Source organism: Thermoanaerobaculia bacterium, assembly GCA_018057705.1.
Classification (GTDB): domain Bacteria; phylum Acidobacteriota; class Thermoanaerobaculia; order Multivoradales; family JAGPDF01; genus JAGPDF01.
In genome coordinates this window covers 1-17,693 of record JAGPDF010000024.1, presented here as the reverse complement: position 1 = coordinate 17,693, position 17,693 = coordinate 1, and the positions used below count along the sequence as shown (strand labels likewise).

Here is a 17,693-nt window from a genome sequence, read left to right as displayed (position 1 = left end):
CCTACCTCCACTTCTTCGCCGCCAGGGAGCGGCTGGTGAGGAAGAGAAAGAAGCCGACGCCGCTCGCGTAGTAGACCAGCCGCCGGGTGTCGACGATGCCCTTGCTGAAGTCGTCCATGTGCTGCCAGAGGTTCATCTGTCCGAGCACTTTCTTGGCGGTCTCGCCGTTCACGAGGTTTTCGAGCAGGCCGCAACTGAAGAGCACCAGGAGGCAGAAGAAGGTCACGACCGCGGCGACCATCTGGTTCTTGGAGGTCGCCGAGGCGAAGAGGCCGACCGCGAGGAAGAGCGCGCCGATGCCCGCGATTCCGAGGTACGAAGCGGCGATCGGCCCCCAGTCCACCGGCGTGAACCAGCGCACGATGGCGACATAGGCCAGCGTCGGCGCCCAGAGGAAGAGGTAGAAAGTCAGGGCAGCCAGGTACTTGCCGGCGACCACCTGGCTCTCCGAGATCGGCGAGGTCAACAGGGTCTCGATCGTCCCGCTGCGCAGCTCCTCCGAGATCAGGCGCATGGTGAGGAAGGTGCCGGCGAAGATCAGCACGAGCCAGGTGAAGATTGTCTGGCCGAAGAAGAGCTCGAGCGGCCGCCCCGCCCCCGCCCGCGGGTCGGCGAGGAAGGCGACGATCATCGCGAAATACCAGCCCTGCACGAGCACGAAGAAGGTCAGGATGACGTAGGCAAGCGGCGAGAAGAAGTAGGCCCGGAGCTCGCGGCCGAAGACGGCGAGCGCGCCCTTCATGCCGCCTCCCCGGCGAGCGGACTCTCACCTGCCGCGGGCTCGGCGTCGCGGCGATCGCTGGTCACCAGCCGCACGAAGATGTCCTCGAGCGAGGCGCGCGCGGCGACAAGCTCGACGAGCGTCCACGAGCGCTCGACCGCAAGACGGAAGAGCGCAGCGCGCGGGTCCGCACCCGGGGCGCAGTCGAGTGTGAAGCGCGCCGCGCGCTCGGCCTCGCGCCGGACGGCCTGTACCCCTGTTACCCGCCCCAAGGCCTCCCCCATGTCCTCCGCCGCACTCTCGAACTCGACCGTGACCGCCACCTGGCCGTGGAGCCGCTCGCGCAGCTCGTCGGGACTGCCTTCGGCGACGATGCGACCGCGGTCGAAGATCAGCACGCGTCCGCAGAGCAGCTCGACCTCGGGCAGGATGTGGGTCGAGAGCAGCAGCGTGTGCTTGCGGCCGAGCTCGCGGATGAGCTCGCGGATGGCCACGATCTGTTTCGGATCGAGGCCGACGGTCGGCTCGTCGAGGACCAGAACCTTCGGGTCGTGGAGGATGGCGCCGGCGAGTCCGACGCGCTGGCGGTAGCCTTTCGACAGCGTGCCGATGACCTGGCGGCGGACCTCCGTGAGCAGGCAGCGGTCGAGCACCTCGCCGAGCCGCCGGCGGGTGGCGGTGCGATCCATCCCCTCGAGCCGGGCGCGGTAGGAAAGGTACTCCTCGACCCGCATCTCGGGGTAGAGGGCGACGCTCTCGGGCAGGTAGCCGAGCTCCCGCCGCACGGCCACCGAGTCGGGAGTTGCGCCGAAGAGGTCGCGGCCGCCGAGGGTGACGCGCCCCGAGGAGGGCGGCAGGAAACCGGTGAGCATGCGGATGGTGGTGGTCTTGCCGGCGCCGTTGGGGCCCAGGATGCCGACGATCTCCCCCTCCTGCAGAGCCAGGGAGACGCCGGCCACGGCCGTGAAATCGCCGAACTTGCGGGTCAGGTCGTGCGCTTCGATCATGCCTCTCAGGTTAGCAAATCCGATGCCTTCGAAACGGCCGCCGAAGGCGTCAGCTTGGCGCGTTCGTTCCGTCCCCGGGGCAGGCTCCGACTACAATGGGGAGACCATGGCCTCCCACGACAAGGCAAAAGGAATGAAGTCGGCGTACGAACTGGCGCTCGAACGGATGGACGCCCAGGGCATCGACCGCCCCAGCGCGACCACCCTCTCCGACGAGACCAAACAGGCGATCGCCGACGCCCGGGCGCTCACCCAATCGAAGATCGCCGAGCTCGAGATCCTCCACCGCGACCAGATGGCCAAGCTCACCGACCCGGTCAAACGCATGGAGCAGGAGGAGTTCTACCAGCGCGAGCGCGAAACTCTGACCCGCGACGGCGACACCAAGGTCGACCGCATCAAGGCCGCCGCCGAAGGAAAGTAAACCGAATCGCGAGTCATCAGAACGGCAGGTCGTCTTCTTCCATGCCGAAGTAGTGGCCGAGCTCGTGCTGGACGGTTTCGCGGACCTCTTTCATGACTTCGCGGCGACTGGTGCATTCGCGCAGGATCGGGCCGCGGTAGATCATCACGCGGTCCGGGAGCGCCGAGTAGAAGCTGTCGCGCTCGGTGAGCGGCGTACCGTGGTAGAGGCCGAAGAGCTCGTCGCGGTCGGGATCGTCGGGGTCGATGCCGACCTCCTCGAGGTCCTCGTCCGAAGGTTCTTCGGCGATCATCACCGCGACGTTGTCCAACGCCGCCTTGAACTCTTCAGGGAGGTTGGCGAGGGCGTGCTCGACCAGCGCTTCGAACTCTTCGGGGGGGACTCTCATGGTTGTTCTGGGTCTGGCTCCGGATTCGGAATACGCCAGACCAGACGATACGCCCCTTCGGGGCGCAAAAGCTCCAGTAAAGGGTCGGCAACCTCAGTGGGCCCGGGGGGCGTCGCCGACTCCTGGAGCACCGGCCCGGCCACGAAGCGGGCGATGTCCATCTCGCCGTCCGGGTTCATGCGCAGGTGGTCGAACAGGGCGCGCGCCGGTCCGGCCACCAGCCAGCGGGCCTCGAGGGCGTCGAGCGCCGTGATCAGGCTGCGCTCGGGGAAGGCGTAGGCGAAATCCTCTTCGCCCGCCTGCTCCTCGGCGCTGGGCGCCTCGAAGCCCTCCACCTCGTTCGCCGGCGCCGGCAGGCTGACGAAAAGCTGTGCCGAGAGCGGGTGAAAGACCTTGCGCACCCGCTCATCGAGAGAGAAGCCTTCGCGGGCGTCGATTTCGAAGGCGCCGAGCAGCTCGGCGAGGCTGTCGCCGACCGCCTTCGCCACCGCCGCTTCCGCAGGAGTGAGCTCGACTGCGGACGCCGCGTCCCGGCCCTCTCCATCGACGCCGTCGACGCCGTCGACGCCGCCGTCGCCCTTCACGCCGAACACCCTTTGCCAGCAGCCTCTTCTTTTTTCAGGCTGGTCCACCAACAGTTGTTCGAGCTCGAAGACCCGTTCCACGTAGTGGGAGAAGGCAAGGCTCCATTCGGCGACCTCCCGCTGCACGCGCTCGCGCTCCTTGCGGGTCCCGCGGCTGGCGCCGCTCGCAGAGATCTCGAGCGTCGCCCGGTCGCCGTTGCGCGAGTACTGGTAGTCGACCGGATCGCCGGCGAAGAGCTCGGAGAAGGCCGCCGGGTCGTCGAGCTCCGCCCAGCGGCGGAACTCGCGCAGGGCGCCGCGCGTGCGCCGGAAACTGGTGCCGTCGGAACCCTGGGTGAGACTTTCGAAGCGCGCCAGCCAGGGGTCGGTGCCCGCCACCAACTCACGCTCGGCCGTCGCGATCCGCTTGCGCACGGCCGCCGACTCGAAGTCCTCGGCGCGCCCGAGGTCGATCATCAGGGTCGCCCGCGCCGCGCCGTCGGAGAGGAACTCGAGCAGCATCCGCTCCGCGACCGGCGGCTCGAAGCAGCCGCCGAGGAGCGCGGCCAGGGTGAGTGTCAGGACGATCGGCGTCGCGCGGCGGACTTTGGGCATGTGGCCTAGAATCTTGACGATGTCCACGCGCCTCGACAAGTGGCTGACCATCGCCCGGGTCTACAAGACCCGCACCCTCTCCGCCCACGCCTGCGACCTCTCGCGGGTGCGGGTCAACGGCATCGCGGTCAAGCCGCACCGCAATCTCGTCGTCGGCGACCGCATCGAGGCCGAAGTCACCTCCGACTGGACCCGCGTCCTCATCGTCCAGGAGATCGCCGACAAGCCGCTCCCCAAGGCGGAAGTCGGGAGGCTCTACGAGGATCTCTCCCCGCCGCGCCCATCGGCCGATCCGCTCCTCCGCCTGATGCGCCGCCCGCCGGTGGCGCGCGAGAAGGGCGCCGGCCGGCCGACCAAGAAGGAGCGCCGCTCGATGGACGACTGGGAGAGCTCGGGCTCCGACTGACGCGGCACGCGTGCATGGCGCACAGGCCATGCCCCTGGGTCAATTTCTCTCCTCGCGCTCCAGGCGGAAGACCGCAGAACGCTCCGAGTTGCGAGCGGCTGCGCCGGGGAGTAGGCTCGCCGCACACATCCTGGCGCGCCTTGCGCGTCGGCGTCTTCAGCGGGCCGAGAGATTCTGCTGCCCGATCGGCAGCGGCCCTCGAAGCGGAGAGGCGACGCGATGAATTCGGTTCGACCTGGGCTCGACCGCGAGACGACGGATCAGAGTCTGCAGACCGAACGAGCGAGCAGCGACGAGGCGATCGCCGAGCGCCGCCTCGGCCTGGAAACCGACGCCGATCAGTTGATCGCCGAGGCAAGGGTCGTGGCGGACTCTGTGCTGGAGGCTGCCCGCGAAACGGCCGACGTCGGGCCGGAAGCGCCGTCGGTGGCGATCCTCGAGCAGCGACTCGTCGCCGACCAGGTCGTCGATGCGGAGCGCTCGGCTGCGGACGCGCTGATTCGCACCGAACGCGACAGCCACGAGCGACTTCTCGCCGCCCTGATGCCGCTCGAGCGCCTGCGGACCGACCGCGACCTGCTCACGGAGAGGGCGCGCACCGACGCCCGGCTGGCGAAGCGCGATGACTTCCTGAGCATGGTCAGCCACGATCTGCGTGGTCTGCTTTGCGGCGTCCTGCTCGAGTCCAACCTTCTCGCCGACGAAGCTACAGATACCGAGGAAGGCCACAGGACGATCGAAGCGGCCCATCGCCTGGAACTCTACGTCGCGCGCATGAATCGCCTGGTCGGAGATCTGATCGATGTCGTCAGCATCGACTCCGGGAGACTCGCACTGCAGGCGAAGCTCGAAGACGCCCGAACCCTGCTCTCCGAAGTTCAGGGCATGTTCGCGCCGGCAGCGGCCGACAAGGGAGTGACCCTCGAGCTTCGCGGCGACCCGTCCGCCCTGATGGCTTCCTATGACCACGGCCGGATGCTCCAGGTGCTCGCCAACCTCATCTCGAATGCGATCAAGTTCACCGCGCGCGGCGGGAGCATCGTCGTGCGCGGAGAGCGAGGACAGGATGAGCTCCATTTCAGCGTCGCCGACGAGGGAGTCGGAGTCCCTGTGCATATTCAGAATCTCATCTTCGAGCGCTTCTGGCAGGTCGACGAAAACGACAATCGAGGGCTCGGGCTGGGACTCCACATCGCGAAGTGCATCGTCTCCTCCCATGGCGGACGCATCTGGGTCGAGAGTCCAACGGCGGGCGGCAGCATCTTCCACGTCACGATCCCGACCCGGGCCACCTCGGGAAGCCAAGCCCCAGCCTGTCGGCTCGACAAGCAGGCGACGCTTCCCAGCTAGCCCCCCGCCGCCGGTGGCCCGCGATTAGGGCGCCGGCCGGCCGACCAAGAAGGAGCGCCGCTCGATGGACGACTGGGAGAGCTCGGGCTCCGACTGACGCGGCACGCGTGCTAGCGTTCACGCCATGTCCACCGTCGATTTCTTCTACTCGCGCCCGAGCTGAAAGAGCTGCGAGAGCACCCGGGAGGTGCTCCTCAGCAGGAAGGTCGCCGTCAAGGAGGAGCGCAGCGCGCGCAACGCCCTGTCGGAGATGGAAGTAAAGGAGCTCCTCGGCAGCGTTGACGAAGTCTGGATCGCCCGTGGCAAGAAGGTGGAGAAGCTCGCGGCGGAAGCCGCGAAACCGGACGACCTCCGGGGACCGACGGGCAATTTCCGCGCGCCGATGCTGCGCCGCGGCCGGCGGCTCCTGGTCGGATTTCACGCCGCGAGCGTCGAAGAGCTCGCGGACTGACTCGTTGCTCTTTCAAGGAGGGATCATGCGGAGTTCCAAGATTCAGGGCCGATTCGCGGCAGGCGCGGCAGTGCTCTGGTTGGCGGCGGCCCTTTCGCCTTCGACTCTTTCGGCCCAGAGCTCGGGACGGGTCGAGGGCTTCGCCGGCTACTACTTCGCCGAGGAGCTCGAAGAGAACGTCTCTTACGGCCTGCGCGGCACCTGGATGCCGTCGAAGGGCTGGGGGCTCATGGCTAGCTACGAGCGCTACGAGAAGAGCGACGGCGAGGGCTATGGGCGCTCCGGCAACGTCGACGCCCAGATCGACTCGCTCGAGGTCTCCTATGTCGCCCTGCCCTGGGGCGAAGGCTTCGAGATCTTCTCCGGTCTCGGCGTTACGAACCTCGACGTCGACGCGCACGTCAACAATCCGGACGTCGACCTCACCAAGTCGACGCTCTCGATCCATGCCGGCATCGGCTACCGCGCCGAGTTCGGCGAGAACCTCTACCTGCGCCCCGAGATCCGCGGCCGCACCTACGACGCCGGCGACAACACCATCGACTTCACCGCCTCCGTCGCCCTCGGCTGGCGGTGGGACACCGACTAGCCGCCCTCGGCGAAGATTGCCGCGCGCTGCTGGAACCGCTATCTTCGACGCATGAACTTCGGCAGGGTCCTCGCCGAGACCCTGAAGGCGCTTCGCGAGTCCGACGTCCCCGCGATCGTCGTCGGAGGGGTAGCCATCGCCGCCCACGGTGTCGTCCGCGGCACGCAGGACCTGGACCTGGCCATCCGCAGCGTCGACGCCGACGCGGCAGTCGCGGCACTGGAAAGTCTAGGATTCGATACGTTTCGCAGAACGGCGGGATTCTCGAACCACTCCCGACCAGGAACCGCTGAGCGCGTCGACCTGCTCTTCGTCTCGGGTCCAACAGCCGAGGCTCTCTTCGCCCGCGCCAGACCGCAGGTCCTCTTCGACTCCGAGTCCGTTCCGATCGTGGATCCAGAGCATCTGGTCGCCATGAAGCTCTTTGCGCTCCAGCAGAACCCTACTCGTCAGGGAATCGACCTCGAGGACGTTCGGGCTCTTCTGCTCAAAGGCCTGGTGGACAGGCCGACGGTTCTCCACTATCTTGATCGGTATGAGCTCGCGGAGTACCGAAGGGCCCTCGGCTTCGACGCCTGAACGGCTGGAGTTCTCGCTACCGGTGACGCCCGAGGACGTGCGCGCCCTCGACGACATCCGCTACGCCTTCCCGATGCCGTTCGCGGAGTATCTCGAGTTCGTGACGCGCTGGTCCGACGAGTGGGTGAAGCGCCACGGCATGCGCGCCTTCGACGACGGCCCCGCCGAGCCGTTTCAGCTCTAGCTTCCGGAGGTCACTTCGACCACGCCGGTTATCCGCCGGCGGCGATCTGAACCCGCCGGCTAACCGCCGGCGCTTGCCCCCTCGACGATGCCGCCTACGGTCTGGGAGTAGGGATCGAGGATGGCGGCGAGCTCGTCGGGAGGGAGGATCTGCTTCTCGACGCAGAGCTCGCGCACGGTCTTGCCCGTGGCCACCGACTCCTTGGCGATCGCCGCGGCGGCGTCGTAGCCGATCCGCGGCGCGAGAGCGGTCACCATGGCGAGCGAGCGCTCGACGAGCTCGAGGCAGCGCTCGCGGTTGGCGGTGATGCCCGAGATGCAGCGGTCGACCAGTAGGTTCGCCGCCGAGGTCAGAAGCTCGACCGACTGCAGCAGGTTGTAGGCGATCACCGGCATCATGACGTTCAACTCGAAGTTGCCGTTCATGCCGCCGAGGGTGATCGTCGCATCGTTGCCGACCACCTGCGCCGCGACCATGATCGTCATCTCCGGAATCACCGGATTGACCTTGCCGGGCATGATCGAGCTCCCCGGCTGCAGCGACGGCAGCGAGATCTCCCCGATGCCGCAACGCGGCCCCGACGCCAGCCAACGCAGGTCGTTGGCGATCTTGTTGAGCGAGACCGCGATCGTCTTCAAGGCGCCGCTCGTTTCGACGGCGGCGTCCTTGCCGGCCATCGCCTCGAAGCGGTTGCGGGCCGGCAGGAACGGGTGCGCGGTGCGCCCCGCCATGCGGCCGATGACCGCGTCGGCGAATCCCGGCGGCGCGTTCAGACCGGTTCCGACCGCCGTGCCGCCGAGCGCGAGCTCGGCGAGCCGTGGACGTACCGCGTGCAAGCGCTCGATGCCGTTGCCGATCTGCTGCGCGAAACCGGAAAAATCCTGACCGAGGCGAATCGGGACGGCGTCCTGCAGGTGCGTGCGGCCAATCTTCACGACGTCGTCGAACTCGACCGCCTTCCTCGCCAGGGCGGCGCGCAGCCGGACGAGCGCGGGCTCCAGGTCTTCGGTGATCGCGGCGTAGGCCGAGATGTGAATGGCCGTCGGAATGACGTCATTCGACGATTGTCCGGCGTTGACATGGTCGTTCGGATGCACCGGCTTCTTCGACCCGACGACCCCCCCGAGCATCTCGATCGCCCGGTTCGAGATCACTTCGTTGGCGTTCATGTTGGTCGAGGTGCCCGAGCCGGTCTGGAAGATGTCGAGGGGAAAGTGAGCGTCGTGCTTCCCTTCGTAGACTTCGAGCGCCGCATTCTGGATCGCCTCCGCGAGGTCGCGGTCGACGATGCCCATCTCGGCGTTGACGGCTGCGCACTCGCCCTTGATCAGGCCCAGCGCGGCGATGAAGCGGCGCTGGAACGTCAGGCCGGAGACCGGGAAGTTGCGCCGCGCGCGCTCGGTCTGCGCGCCCCAGTAGACCTCTCCTGCGACTTCGATCTCGCCCAGACTGTCCTTCTCCATTCGGCTCGCCGCCATCTCACTTCTCCTTTGCCTACTTGCCCGCCTCGTACACACGATCGATCGCGAGCTCCGGTCCGCGCAGGGCGGTCACGGCGAGCTGATCGGCGCGTTCGTTTTCCGGATGCCCGTCGTGCCCGCGCAGCCAGAGGAACTTGACCTGGTGCATGTCGAGGAGCGCCAGGAGCTCCTGCCAGAGGTCAGGATTGAGCGCCGGCTTCTTGTCGGCCTTGCGCCATCCGTTGTCGCGCCACTTGCGCGCCCAGCCCTTCTCGATCGCCTCGACGACGTACTTCGAGTCGCTCCAGATCTCCACTCGCCGGCGGTTCTTGAGCGACTTGAGTCCGTCGATGACGGCGAGGAGCTCCATTCGGTTGTTGGTCGTCTTGCGGAAGCCCTTCGCGAGCTCCTTGCGATGCACTCCGGAAACCAGCACGACGCCGTAGCCGCCCGGCCCCGGGTTGCCGCTGCAGGCGCCGTCGGTGAAGATCCGGATCTCCGGAGCTCCGGCGGTCACTCCGCGCGCACCGGCTGGGGCGAAGTCCGGCGAGGCTCGCGGAGCCGTGGATAGGGCGCGCGCGCGCCCAACTCCTGGAGCGACCGGACCGCCAACCCGCCCTGCTTCAGGGCGGCGATGCCGTCCACAGCCGCGAGGGCTCCCGACAGCGTCGTGATGCACGGCACCTGGTAGCGCACCGCCGTGCGCCGGATGTAGGCGTCGTCGATCGCCGAGTCGCGTCCGACGGGAGTGTTGACGACCAGTTGAATGCCGCGATTGATCATGGCGTCGACCACATGGGGCCGCCCTTCGTGAACCTTGTTGATCCGGCGCACGGTGAATCCGCGGCCAGTCAGGAACTGTGCGGTGCCCTCGGTGGAGACGATCTCGAAACCCAGACCGATGAGCTTCTCGGCGATCGGCACGAGGCCTGGCTTCTCGCGATCATGGACCGAGAGAAAGGCCGTCCCGCCGAGCGGCAGCTGGTTGCCGGCGGCGATCCAGGCCTTGGCGAACGCCCAGCCGAACTCCTCGTCGACGCCCATGACCTCGCCGGTCGACTTCATCTCCGGCCCGAGGAGCGGGTCGACTCCCGGGAAGCGCTTGAACGGGAAGACCGGTGCCTTGACGAAGATCGCCGGCGCCTGCGGCTCGCGGTCGAAGCCGATCTCGGCAAGGCGCTCGCCGGCCATCACCCGGCAGGCCACTCCGACCAGCGGGACGCCCACCGCCTTGGCGATGAACGGCACGGTGCGCGAAGCGCGCGGATTGACCTCGAGGACGTAGAGCTCACCGCGATGGCGGGCGAACTGGACGTTCATGAGGCCGTTGACGTCGAGGCGCAGCGCCAGGCGGATCGCCACCTGCCGCATCTCGGCGAGGTCGGCCGCCGAGGCGTGATGCGGCGGCAGGACGGCGGCCGAGTCGCCCGAATGCACGCCGGCCTCCTCGATGTGCTCCAGAATGCCGCAGACCACCGCGGTCTCGCCATCCGCGATCAGGTCGAGATCGAACTCGATCGCCTCCTCGAGATAGCGGTCGAGGAGCACCGGGTGGCCGTCCGAGACTTCCGCGGCCTGGGTCATGAAGTGCGCCAACGTCTCCTCGTCGTAGCAGATCGCCATCGCCCGGCCACCGAGGACGTAGGACGGGCGCACGAGCACCGGGAAGCCGAGGCGCCGCGCCACGGCGAGAGCTTCCGGGAGGGTGCGCGCCGTGCCGTTCTCGGGCTGACGGATGCCCTCCTCGGCGAGCAGAGCGCCGAAGAGCTTCCGGTCCTCGGCGAGATCGATCGCGCCCGGTGAGGTCCCCCAGATCGGCACGCCCGCGGCCTCGAGACCCTTGGCGAGCTTGAGCGGCGTCTGGCCTCCGAGCTGGACGATGACGCCGTCGGGCTTCTCGGTCTCGCAGACGGCGAGCACGTGCTCGAGCGTCAGCGGCTCGAAATAGAGCCGGTCCGAGGTGTCGTAGTCGGTCGAGACGGTCTCGGGATTGCAGTTGATCATGATGGTCTCGATCCCGAGCTTGCCGAGTGCCAGGGCGGCGTGCACGCAGCAGTAGTCGAACTCGATTCCCTGACCGATCCGGTTCGGTCCCGATCCCAGGATGATCACCTTGCGACGGCGGCTGGGCTCCGCCTCGCTCTCGGTCCCGAAAGTCGAGTAGAGGTAGGGGGTCTCGGCGGGAAACTCCGCCGCGCAGGTGTCGACGCGCTTGAAGACCCGGTGGACTCCGGCCGCCTTGCGGCGGGCCGCGACCTCCGTCTCGGCGGCGCCGACCAGCTGCGCGAGCCGCGCATCGGTGACGCCCATGACCTTGGCGCGCCGCAGCAGCTCGACCGGCAGGGACTCGAGCACCCAGCAGGCAACCTCCGCCTCGAGGTCGACGATCTCGCTCATCTCGCGCAGGAACCAGGGGTCGATATGGGTGATCCGGGCGACCTCGTCCACGGTCCACCCCTGGCGCAGCGCCGCGAAGACCGCGAAGAGGCGCTCCCAGTTCGGGGTCGCCATGCGCTGCTTCAGGCGCACCGGATCGGCGGCGCGTTCCTCGCGGGCTCCCCCGCTGTCGAGCTCGAGTGAGGCGATCCCCTTGAGCAGCGCCTCCTTGAAGGTCGAGCCGATGGCCATGACCTCGCCGACCGACTTCATCGCCGTCCCGAGTGTCGTCGAGGCTCCCGGGAACTTCTCGAAAGCCCAGCGCGGGATCTTGACGACGGTGTAATCGAGCGTCGGTTCGAAGGCCGCGAAGGTCTTCCCGGTGATGTCGTTCGGAATCTCGTCGAGGGTGAAACCCACCGCGAGGAGCGCCGCGATCTTCGCGATCGGGAAGCCGGTCGCCTTCGAAGCGAGCGCCGAGCTGCGCGACACCCGCGGATTCATTTCGATGACGATGCGCTCGCCGGTCAGGGGCGAGACCGCAAACTGGATGTTCGAGCCTCCGGTCGCGACACCGACCCGCCGGATGACCTTGAAGGCGTCGTCCCGCATCGCCTGGTACTCGTTGTCCGAGAGCGTCTGCTGCGGGGCGACGGTGATCGAGTCGCCGGTGTGGACACCCATGGCGTCGACGTTCTCCACCGAGCAGACCACGATCGCGTTGTCCATCCGGTCGCGGATGACTTCGAGCTCGAACTCCTTCCACCCGAGCACCGACTCTTCGATCAGGACCTTGTGCGAGGGGCTGGCCTCGAGCGCGGTGGCGGCGATCTCGTCGAGCTCGTCACGGTTGTAGCAGGTGCCGCCGCCCTCGCCGCCGAGCGTGAAGCTCGGCCGCACGATCACCGGATAGCCGATCGCGGCCGCGATCTCGCGCGACTCTTCGACCGAGGCGGCGTGGCCGGAGCGACAGACCCGGAGACCGATCTCCTCCATCGCGCGCTTGAAGAGCTCGCGGTCTTCGCCGACGGAGAGCGCCTCGATGCCGGCCCCGAGGAGCTCGACGCCGTACTTTGCGAGCGCGCCACGCTCGTGGAGCGCCATCGCCAGGTTGATTCCGGTCTGCCCGCCGACCGTGGGCAGGATCGCGTCCGGGCGCTCCTTCTCGAGGATCTTTTCGACCACCTCCGGAGTGAGCGGCTCGACGTAGGTGGCGTCGGCCATCTCGGGGTCGGTCATGATCGTCGCCGGATTCGAGTTGACCAGGACGACCCGGTAGCCCTCGCGCCGCAGGACCCGGCAGGCCTGCGTCCCCGAATAGTCGAATTCGCAGGCCTGTCCGATGACGATCGGGCCGGAGCCCAGTACGAGGATGGAAGAGATGTCGGTGCGCTTGGGCATGCCATCCGATCCTATCAGCCGCGACTCGGGGTCTCCGGGAGCTCCGGAGTTTCCCCGGCCGCGGCGGCAGGACGCCAGCGAGCGCTCGCGCTACTCTTTGTAGCCGGTCACCATGTCGCGGTTGCGCTGCTCGGAGTTGACCCGGTCCTTGAGCCAGCAGACGCGTTCGATCGTGTCGTAGGTGTAGGCGCGGCAACGGTCGTCGCGTCGGCACGAGTCCTGGCACTCGCGCAGGTCACGCACGCGAAAATCGCTGTAGTCGTTGCCGCGGCGGTCCAGGCCCCGCTCTTCGGTGAGCGAGCTCCCGCCGCCCTCGTGGCCTCCTCCAGGACCGCCGTTCCAGCCCTCCTTGACCCCCGAGATGACCGCGCGGTCGCTGCTCGGGCTCGGCACCTGGGACTTCAGATAGCAGATCCGGGTGTTGAGGTTGTAGGAGTAGGCACGGCAGCGCGTGTCCCCTTTGCAGGTCCCCTGGCAGCGTCCGAGCGTCTCGGAGGTGAAGTGGCGATAGTCGGCCCCACGCCGGTTGACATTGGGTTCCTCAGTCATCCCGGACGGCGGCGAAGGGGGGCGCACCGGAGGCGGTGGGGGCTCGAGATTCGCCCCCTTCGAGCGGAAAGTGACCCCCAACCGGACCGGCGATTGGCCGTCGAACTCGATGCGCTCGAAGCCGCCGCGGCGGTCGAGAGCGATCCAGCCCTTGGCGGTCGTGGCCTTGCCGTCGAACGTGTCGAGCACGATGTCGACATGCTCGCGGCCGTTCCAGCCGACGATGCGGCCGCTCATCTCCAGCTGGATCTTGCGGCCCGAGACGGCGATCGAAGCCCGTCCCTGATCGTCCAGGACGACGCGAGCGTCGGCGAGCTCCCAGGTGCCGCCGCCGCCCCGAATCTCATAGGTGCCGCTGCCGGCGTGGCGTGCCGCGAGGCGCGGGTACTCCTGCGCCGTGACCCCCTCCGCCACGAACAAAATTCCACAGAATCCGGCGAGAGCCAGGGAGATCGCCCGCAGACGAACGAGAGTTCGATTCATGATTGTCTCCTTTCAGGATGGGTGCTGCAGACCTTCTCCGCCAAGTGTACTCGCTTCCGACGCGACCGCTCGGCAGTCCACCTGCGCACAGATAGAATCGGCCCGTGGCTCACGACAGCAAGCGATGTGCCCGGCGCCAGCCGCTGGCGACGCCTGAAGGCCGCGGCGTTCAGTTCCTCCGCCGCCTCTTCCGGTCTCTCCGGTCGGCGGCCGTACTGGCAGCCTGGGCGGCAGGGGCGGCGCTCGCCCCAGGGGCACCCGGGTCCGCCGTGCCCACGCCGAGCCCGACCCTCGCCGACACCGTCGAGGATCCGGCCCCGCCCGCTTCGAGGTCGCTCGCCGGGGAGTGGACCGAGCCCATTGCCTTTCCGACGATCCCGATCCACGCCACGCTCCTGCCGACCGGACAGGTCCTCTTCTGGGACCGCCACGACCTCCCCGGTGGGGACGGCCATCCACGTCTGTGGGACCCATCGACCGGTCTGTTCTCCAAGGCTCCGGCTCCGCCGCCGGGGCACGACCTCTTCTGCTCCGGCCACACCCTGCTTGCCGACGGCCGCCTGTTCGTCGCCGGCGGCCACTTCGCCGACGGGGTCGGCCAACCGTTCGTCGCCATCTACGATCCGTTCCAGCCCTCCTGGGCGATGGCGCCCGAGATGAACGCCGGACGCTGGTACCCGACCGCCACGACCCTCGCCGATGGCAGCGTCCTGGTCATGGCGGGCTCGGATGAGCAGGCCGGAGCCAACCGGCTACCGCAGGTCTTTCACCCGGCCAGCCTCGAGTGGCGCGACCTCTCCGAGGCGGAGCGCCTTCTGCCCTACTACCCGTTCGTCTTCCAGGCCCCCGATGGCCGGGGTTTCGTCGTCGGGCCGGCGCCGAACGCCGTGATGCTCGACCCGGTCGGGGAGGGCGACTGGAGCCCACTCGCCGGCAGCGGGCACGGCTACCGCTCGCAGGGTTCGGCGGTCATCTATGGCGCAGGAAAGGTGCTGCTCGCCGGCGGTGGCGATCCGCCGACCGCCGCGGCGCAGGCAATCGACCTGACGCAGGCCCAGCCTGCCTTTCGTGAGCTTCAGCCGATGGCGGCAGCACGGCGCCACCTGAATCTGACGCTCCTCCCCGACGGCACGGTGCTCGCGACCGGCGGCAGCTCCGCGGCGGGCTTCAACAACTCGACCGGAGCGGTCCTCGCTCCCGAGCTCTGGGATCCCGCAACCGAGACCTGGACCACGCTCGCTGCGATGGCCGTCCCGCGCCTCTACCATTCGGTGGCGCTGCTGCTCCCGGACGGCCGCGTCCTCGCCGCCGGCGGCGGCCATCCGCGCGACAGCGAGCACGACGACCCCAACCATTTCGACGGCCAGCTCTTTTCTCCGCCCTACCTCTTCCGCGGGCCCCGCCCGTCGATCCTCAGCGCCCCCGGCGCAGTGCACTACGGCGAGCGCTTCGCGCCGCTCTTCGCGCCCGAGACGGCGGTCACGGAGATCACCTGGGTGCGGCTCGGCTCGGTCACGCACGGCTTCGACATGAACCAGCGCTTCCTGCGCCTCGCCGTCACACCTGCGGCGCAGGGGCTCGCCGTCAGCGCGCCGGCCGACCCGCGCCTCGCCCCACCCGGCCACTACCTGATGTTCGCGCTCACCGCCGACGGCGTGCCGTCGCAAGGTCGGGTCATCCGCCTCGACAGCGGCCTGTTCCGCGACGGCTTCGAAGGCGGCGCCAGCTCGGCCTGGTCGGAGACGGTGGGCGAACCCGACGATCCGGACGATTCCGGCACCGCCAGCCCCCAGCCGGGCCAGAAGACGGCCGGCCGGCTCTAGTCGACGGCGCGGCGACCGGCCCACCACTGCGCGATACGCTGCGCCGCCATCGCGGCACCCTGCCCGTCCACCGCGGCGGAAGGGGCGCGCGCCAGGATCCCGGGCAGCCGGCCCACCCAATCGCCGCTTTCGAGCTCGGCCATGGCGATCGGCTCGGCGGGCAGGCGAGCCTCCAGGTAGCGCACGAGCTCGGCCGATTCCCGAAAACCGCTGCGCGGCACGTAGAGCATCCGGCCGCCCGCCGTCACGACCTCGGCGACGGTCGAGTAGCCGAGCTTGCCGACCACCAGGTCGGCGGCGGCGACGAGGTCGGGATGGTAGATCGGCGTGTGGTGCGGCAACAGGCGGAGGTTGCCCTCCCAGCGCTCTTCCCGGCTCGCCCCCGGAAGCACGAACGTCGTTCGCTCGCGCCCGGCCAGAGGGCCGAGGCTCGTCAGCCGGTGCTCGACGCCGCCGAAGCTCACCAGCACGATCCGATCCCCGGGCGGGATGGCGAGGCGCTCCTGAATCGCCTCCCGGTTCGTCCGCGGCGCACGCGCCACGGGCGGCACGAGGAGCGCTCCGGCGGCAGGCCGGCAGCACGGCTCGAGCTGGAGATGGAGATCGGGCCCGGCAGAGATCGCCGCCAGCTTCGCCGCCCAGTCGGAGAACCGCGGATCGGTCGCCGCCAGCGGTTCGTAGATCCAGTCCCAGGTGAAGTTCTCGATCAGCACCGCGGGGAGCCCGGCAGCGCGCGCGACCGCGAGGCCGAACGGCGCGATGTCGGCGACCACGCAGGCGGCGCCGGAGGCGGTGACCGCCGCCGCCACTGCGCGGATCCGGACGCGCTCCGCGGCCGACCAGAACTCCGCGAGCATCGCAAGGGAGGCCGGCAGATCCTCCTCGACCGGGCTCTTCTGGATCAGGCCGACGTCGCACACCACCTCGTGACGGCGGTACGCAACGGTGAGCGATTCCTCGAAGAACCAGTCCGGAACCGAAGTCCAGAGGTCGATCCTGCATTCCGGCAGGCGCCGCCCCAGCGCCTCCACGATCGCCGCCGTGCGCGCCGCGTGGCCGAACCCGTGCGGCGTGACGAACCAGGCGAATCGCGTCGGCTCCTGCACAGGCCCCCAGTCTAGCCTCCACTGCCCCTCCGGGCGGCTTCCCCGGGCTGGCTTCGCTCCGCGCGCTTCTTGCGCTATTCTCCGGGCAAGCCGTGCCTCCCCGGAGGCCTTCGCCGGAATCGCCCCGAAACTTGCATGACGGAGTCCCGCATGTCCGAGCTCGAGAACAGCCAAGTCACGCCTGAAACGTCCCCTGACGCATCCGATGCCCCGGAGACCCCCGCGGAAGCGACTCCGTCCACGCCCGAGGTTGCCGTAGAGGCAGCCCCCGAGGCCGTCGCCGCCGACTCGCAGCCGGTTGCGGCGGAAGCCGGCGCCCAGGAAACGGGCTCGACCGACGGCGCCGCCGCCGCAGAAGCGACTGCCGCCCCTGCCGCCGAGGATGCGCCGGCCAAGACCGCGGCCGGGCCGCGCGCCAAGAAGGCCGGAGCCCGGCCCAAGGGCGACAAGGCGGACCGCAAGCCGCGGGAGAAGCGCCATCGTCCCGCCGGCAAATCGGTCGACGAGTTCGTCGCTCCCACTCCGGAGGAGCTCGCCCTCGTCCCGAGCGAGATCGTGCAGACGGCGATCGCCAACCAGGCCTATGTCGAAGGCAAGGTCATCGGCTGGAACCAGGGCGGTTTCCACGTCGTGGTCGACGGCATCACCTCCTTCTGTCCGCGCTCCTCGATGGAGCTGGGCGCTCCCAAGGAGCCGGCGCAGTATCTCGACCAGAGCTTTCTCTTCCGCGTCCTGCGCGTCGAGGAGAAGGGTCATCGGCTCGTGGTCTCGCACGCCGCCGTGCTGCGCGACGAGCGCGCGCACAAGACCGCCGAAACCCGCGCTGCGTTGACCGTCGGCTCGACCGTCACCGGCAAGGTGATCTCGCTCACCGACTTCGGCGCCTTCGTCGATCTCGGCGGGATCGAAGGCCTGATCCACGTCTCCGAGCTGAAGCGCACCCGGGTGACCCACCCGAACGAAGTGCTCAAGGTCGGTGACGAGGTCACCGCGAAGATCATCAAGCTGCCCAAGGGCGGCGACCGCGTTTCGCTCTCGATGAAGGCGCTCGAGCCCGATCCGTGGGAGAGCATCGCGGCCCAGTACGCGGGCGGCAACAAGTTCACCGGCAAGGTGATGCGCAAGTCCGAGTTCGGCTGGTTCATCGAGCTCCAGCCGGGAGTCGAAGGGCTGCTGCACGTCTCCCAGCTCGCGCCGGGGATGAAGGCGGAGGATCCG

At 68.6% G+C, this 17,693-nt stretch carries 18 protein-coding genes; 9 read left to right on the top strand and 9 right to left on the bottom strand.

Annotated elements, in window-relative coordinates:
- Window position 1 precedes the first annotated feature (1 nt).
- Window positions 2-742 (bottom strand): ABC transporter permease subunit, encoded by a 741-nt coding sequence (locus KBI44_09780; GenBank protein MBP9144761.1) that lies wholly within the window; start codon window positions 740-742, stop codon window positions 2-4.
- Entirely contained in the window at window positions 739-1,728 is a 990-nt protein-coding gene (locus tag KBI44_09775) for an ATP-binding cassette domain-containing protein (GenBank protein ID MBP9144760.1), read from the bottom strand. Before KBI44_09775 ends, KBI44_09780 begins: the two co-directional genes overlap by 4 nt.
- Before the next feature lie 133 nt (window positions 1,729-1,861).
- Between KBI44_09775 and KBI44_09770 the strand changes: the two genes are divergently transcribed.
- On the top strand, window positions 1,862-2,152 hold the full coding sequence (locus tag KBI44_09770; GenBank protein MBP9144759.1) for a hypothetical protein: 291 nt from the start codon (window positions 1,862-1,864) through the stop codon (window positions 2,150-2,152).
- A gap of 16 nt (window positions 2,153-2,168) precedes the next feature.
- Here KBI44_09770 and KBI44_09765 read toward each other — a convergent pair whose 3' ends face one another.
- Both KBI44_09765 and KBI44_09760 read right to left on the bottom strand, forming a co-directional pair.
- Window positions 2,169-2,540, bottom strand: coding sequence for a metallopeptidase family protein (locus KBI44_09765; protein MBP9144758.1), 372 nt, complete (start codon window positions 2,538-2,540; stop codon window positions 2,169-2,171).
- Window positions 2,537-3,718: a hypothetical protein gene (locus KBI44_09760; protein MBP9144757.1), complete on the bottom strand. Its 1,182-nt coding sequence runs from the start codon at window positions 3,716-3,718 to the stop codon at window positions 2,537-2,539. Before KBI44_09760 ends, KBI44_09765 begins: the two co-directional genes overlap by 4 nt.
- A 19-nt stretch (window positions 3,719-3,737) precedes the next feature.
- Between KBI44_09760 and KBI44_09755 the strand changes: the two genes are divergently transcribed.
- From KBI44_09755 to KBI44_09730, 6 genes are all read left to right on the top strand, one after another.
- The gene (locus tag KBI44_09755) at window positions 3,738-4,124 is read left to right on the top strand and encodes an RNA-binding S4 domain-containing protein (GenBank protein MBP9144756.1); all 387 of its coding nucleotides are present in this window, start codon (window positions 3,738-3,740) and stop codon (window positions 4,122-4,124) included.
- A 219-nt stretch (window positions 4,125-4,343) separates the two neighbouring features.
- Window positions 4,344-5,474, top strand: coding sequence for a HAMP domain-containing histidine kinase (locus KBI44_09750; protein ID MBP9144755.1), 1,131 nt, complete (start codon window positions 4,344-4,346; stop codon window positions 5,472-5,474).
- Window positions 5,475-5,661: 187 nt separating this feature from the next.
- A complete protein-coding gene (locus KBI44_09745; GenBank protein ID MBP9144754.1) occupies window positions 5,662-5,925 on the top strand; it encodes a hypothetical protein in 264 nt (87 codons plus the stop codon).
- Window positions 5,926-5,950: 25 nt separating this feature from the next.
- On the top strand, window positions 5,951-6,514 hold the full coding sequence (locus KBI44_09740) for an outer membrane beta-barrel protein (protein ID MBP9144753.1): 564 nt from the start codon (window positions 5,951-5,953) through the stop codon (window positions 6,512-6,514).
- A gap of 51 nt (window positions 6,515-6,565) precedes the next feature.
- A complete protein-coding gene (locus tag KBI44_09735) occupies window positions 6,566-7,093 on the top strand; it encodes a hypothetical protein (protein MBP9144752.1) in 528 nt (175 codons plus the stop codon).
- A 22-nt stretch (window positions 7,094-7,115) separates the two neighbouring features.
- On the top strand, window positions 7,116-7,277 hold the full coding sequence (locus tag KBI44_09730; GenBank protein ID MBP9144751.1) for a hypothetical protein: 162 nt from the start codon (window positions 7,116-7,118) through the stop codon (window positions 7,275-7,277).
- Window positions 7,278-7,336: 59 nt separating this feature from the next.
- Here KBI44_09730 and KBI44_09725 read toward each other — a convergent pair whose 3' ends face one another.
- From KBI44_09725 to KBI44_09710, 4 genes are all read right to left on the bottom strand, one after another.
- Complete coding sequence (locus tag KBI44_09725) at window positions 7,337-8,755, bottom strand: class II fumarate hydratase (GenBank protein MBP9144750.1); 1,419 nt, start codon at window positions 8,753-8,755, stop codon at window positions 7,337-7,339.
- Between the two features lie 16 nt (window positions 8,756-8,771).
- On the bottom strand, window positions 8,772-9,254 hold the full coding sequence (gene rnhA / locus KBI44_09720; protein ID MBP9144749.1) for a ribonuclease HI: 483 nt from the start codon (window positions 9,252-9,254) through the stop codon (window positions 8,772-8,774).
- Complete coding sequence (carB, locus tag KBI44_09715) at window positions 9,251-12,514, bottom strand: carbamoyl-phosphate synthase large subunit (GenBank protein MBP9144748.1); 3,264 nt, start codon at window positions 12,512-12,514, stop codon at window positions 9,251-9,253. Before carB ends, rnhA begins: the two co-directional genes overlap by 4 nt.
- Before the next feature lie 90 nt (window positions 12,515-12,604).
- Complete coding sequence (locus KBI44_09710) at window positions 12,605-13,546, bottom strand: hypothetical protein (protein MBP9144747.1); 942 nt, start codon at window positions 13,544-13,546, stop codon at window positions 12,605-12,607.
- A 104-nt stretch (window positions 13,547-13,650) separates the two neighbouring features.
- Between KBI44_09710 and KBI44_09705 the strand changes: the two genes are divergently transcribed.
- On the top strand, window positions 13,651-15,369 hold the full coding sequence (locus tag KBI44_09705) for a DUF1929 domain-containing protein (GenBank protein MBP9144746.1): 1,719 nt from the start codon (window positions 13,651-13,653) through the stop codon (window positions 15,367-15,369).
- On the opposite strand, the gene KBI44_09700 is transcribed toward KBI44_09705, so the two are convergent.
- Window positions 15,366-16,475 (bottom strand): hypothetical protein, encoded by a 1,110-nt coding sequence (locus KBI44_09700; GenBank protein ID MBP9144745.1) that lies wholly within the window; start codon window positions 16,473-16,475, stop codon window positions 15,366-15,368. The two genes, KBI44_09705 and KBI44_09700, sit on opposite strands and share 4 nt — an antisense overlap.
- Window positions 16,476-16,625: 150 nt before the next feature.
- On the opposite strand from KBI44_09700, the gene KBI44_09695 reads away from it, so the two are divergent.
- Window positions 16,626-17,693 (top strand): S1 RNA-binding domain-containing protein (locus tag KBI44_09695; protein ID MBP9144744.1); only part of this gene is annotated, 1,068 nt, incomplete at its 3' end.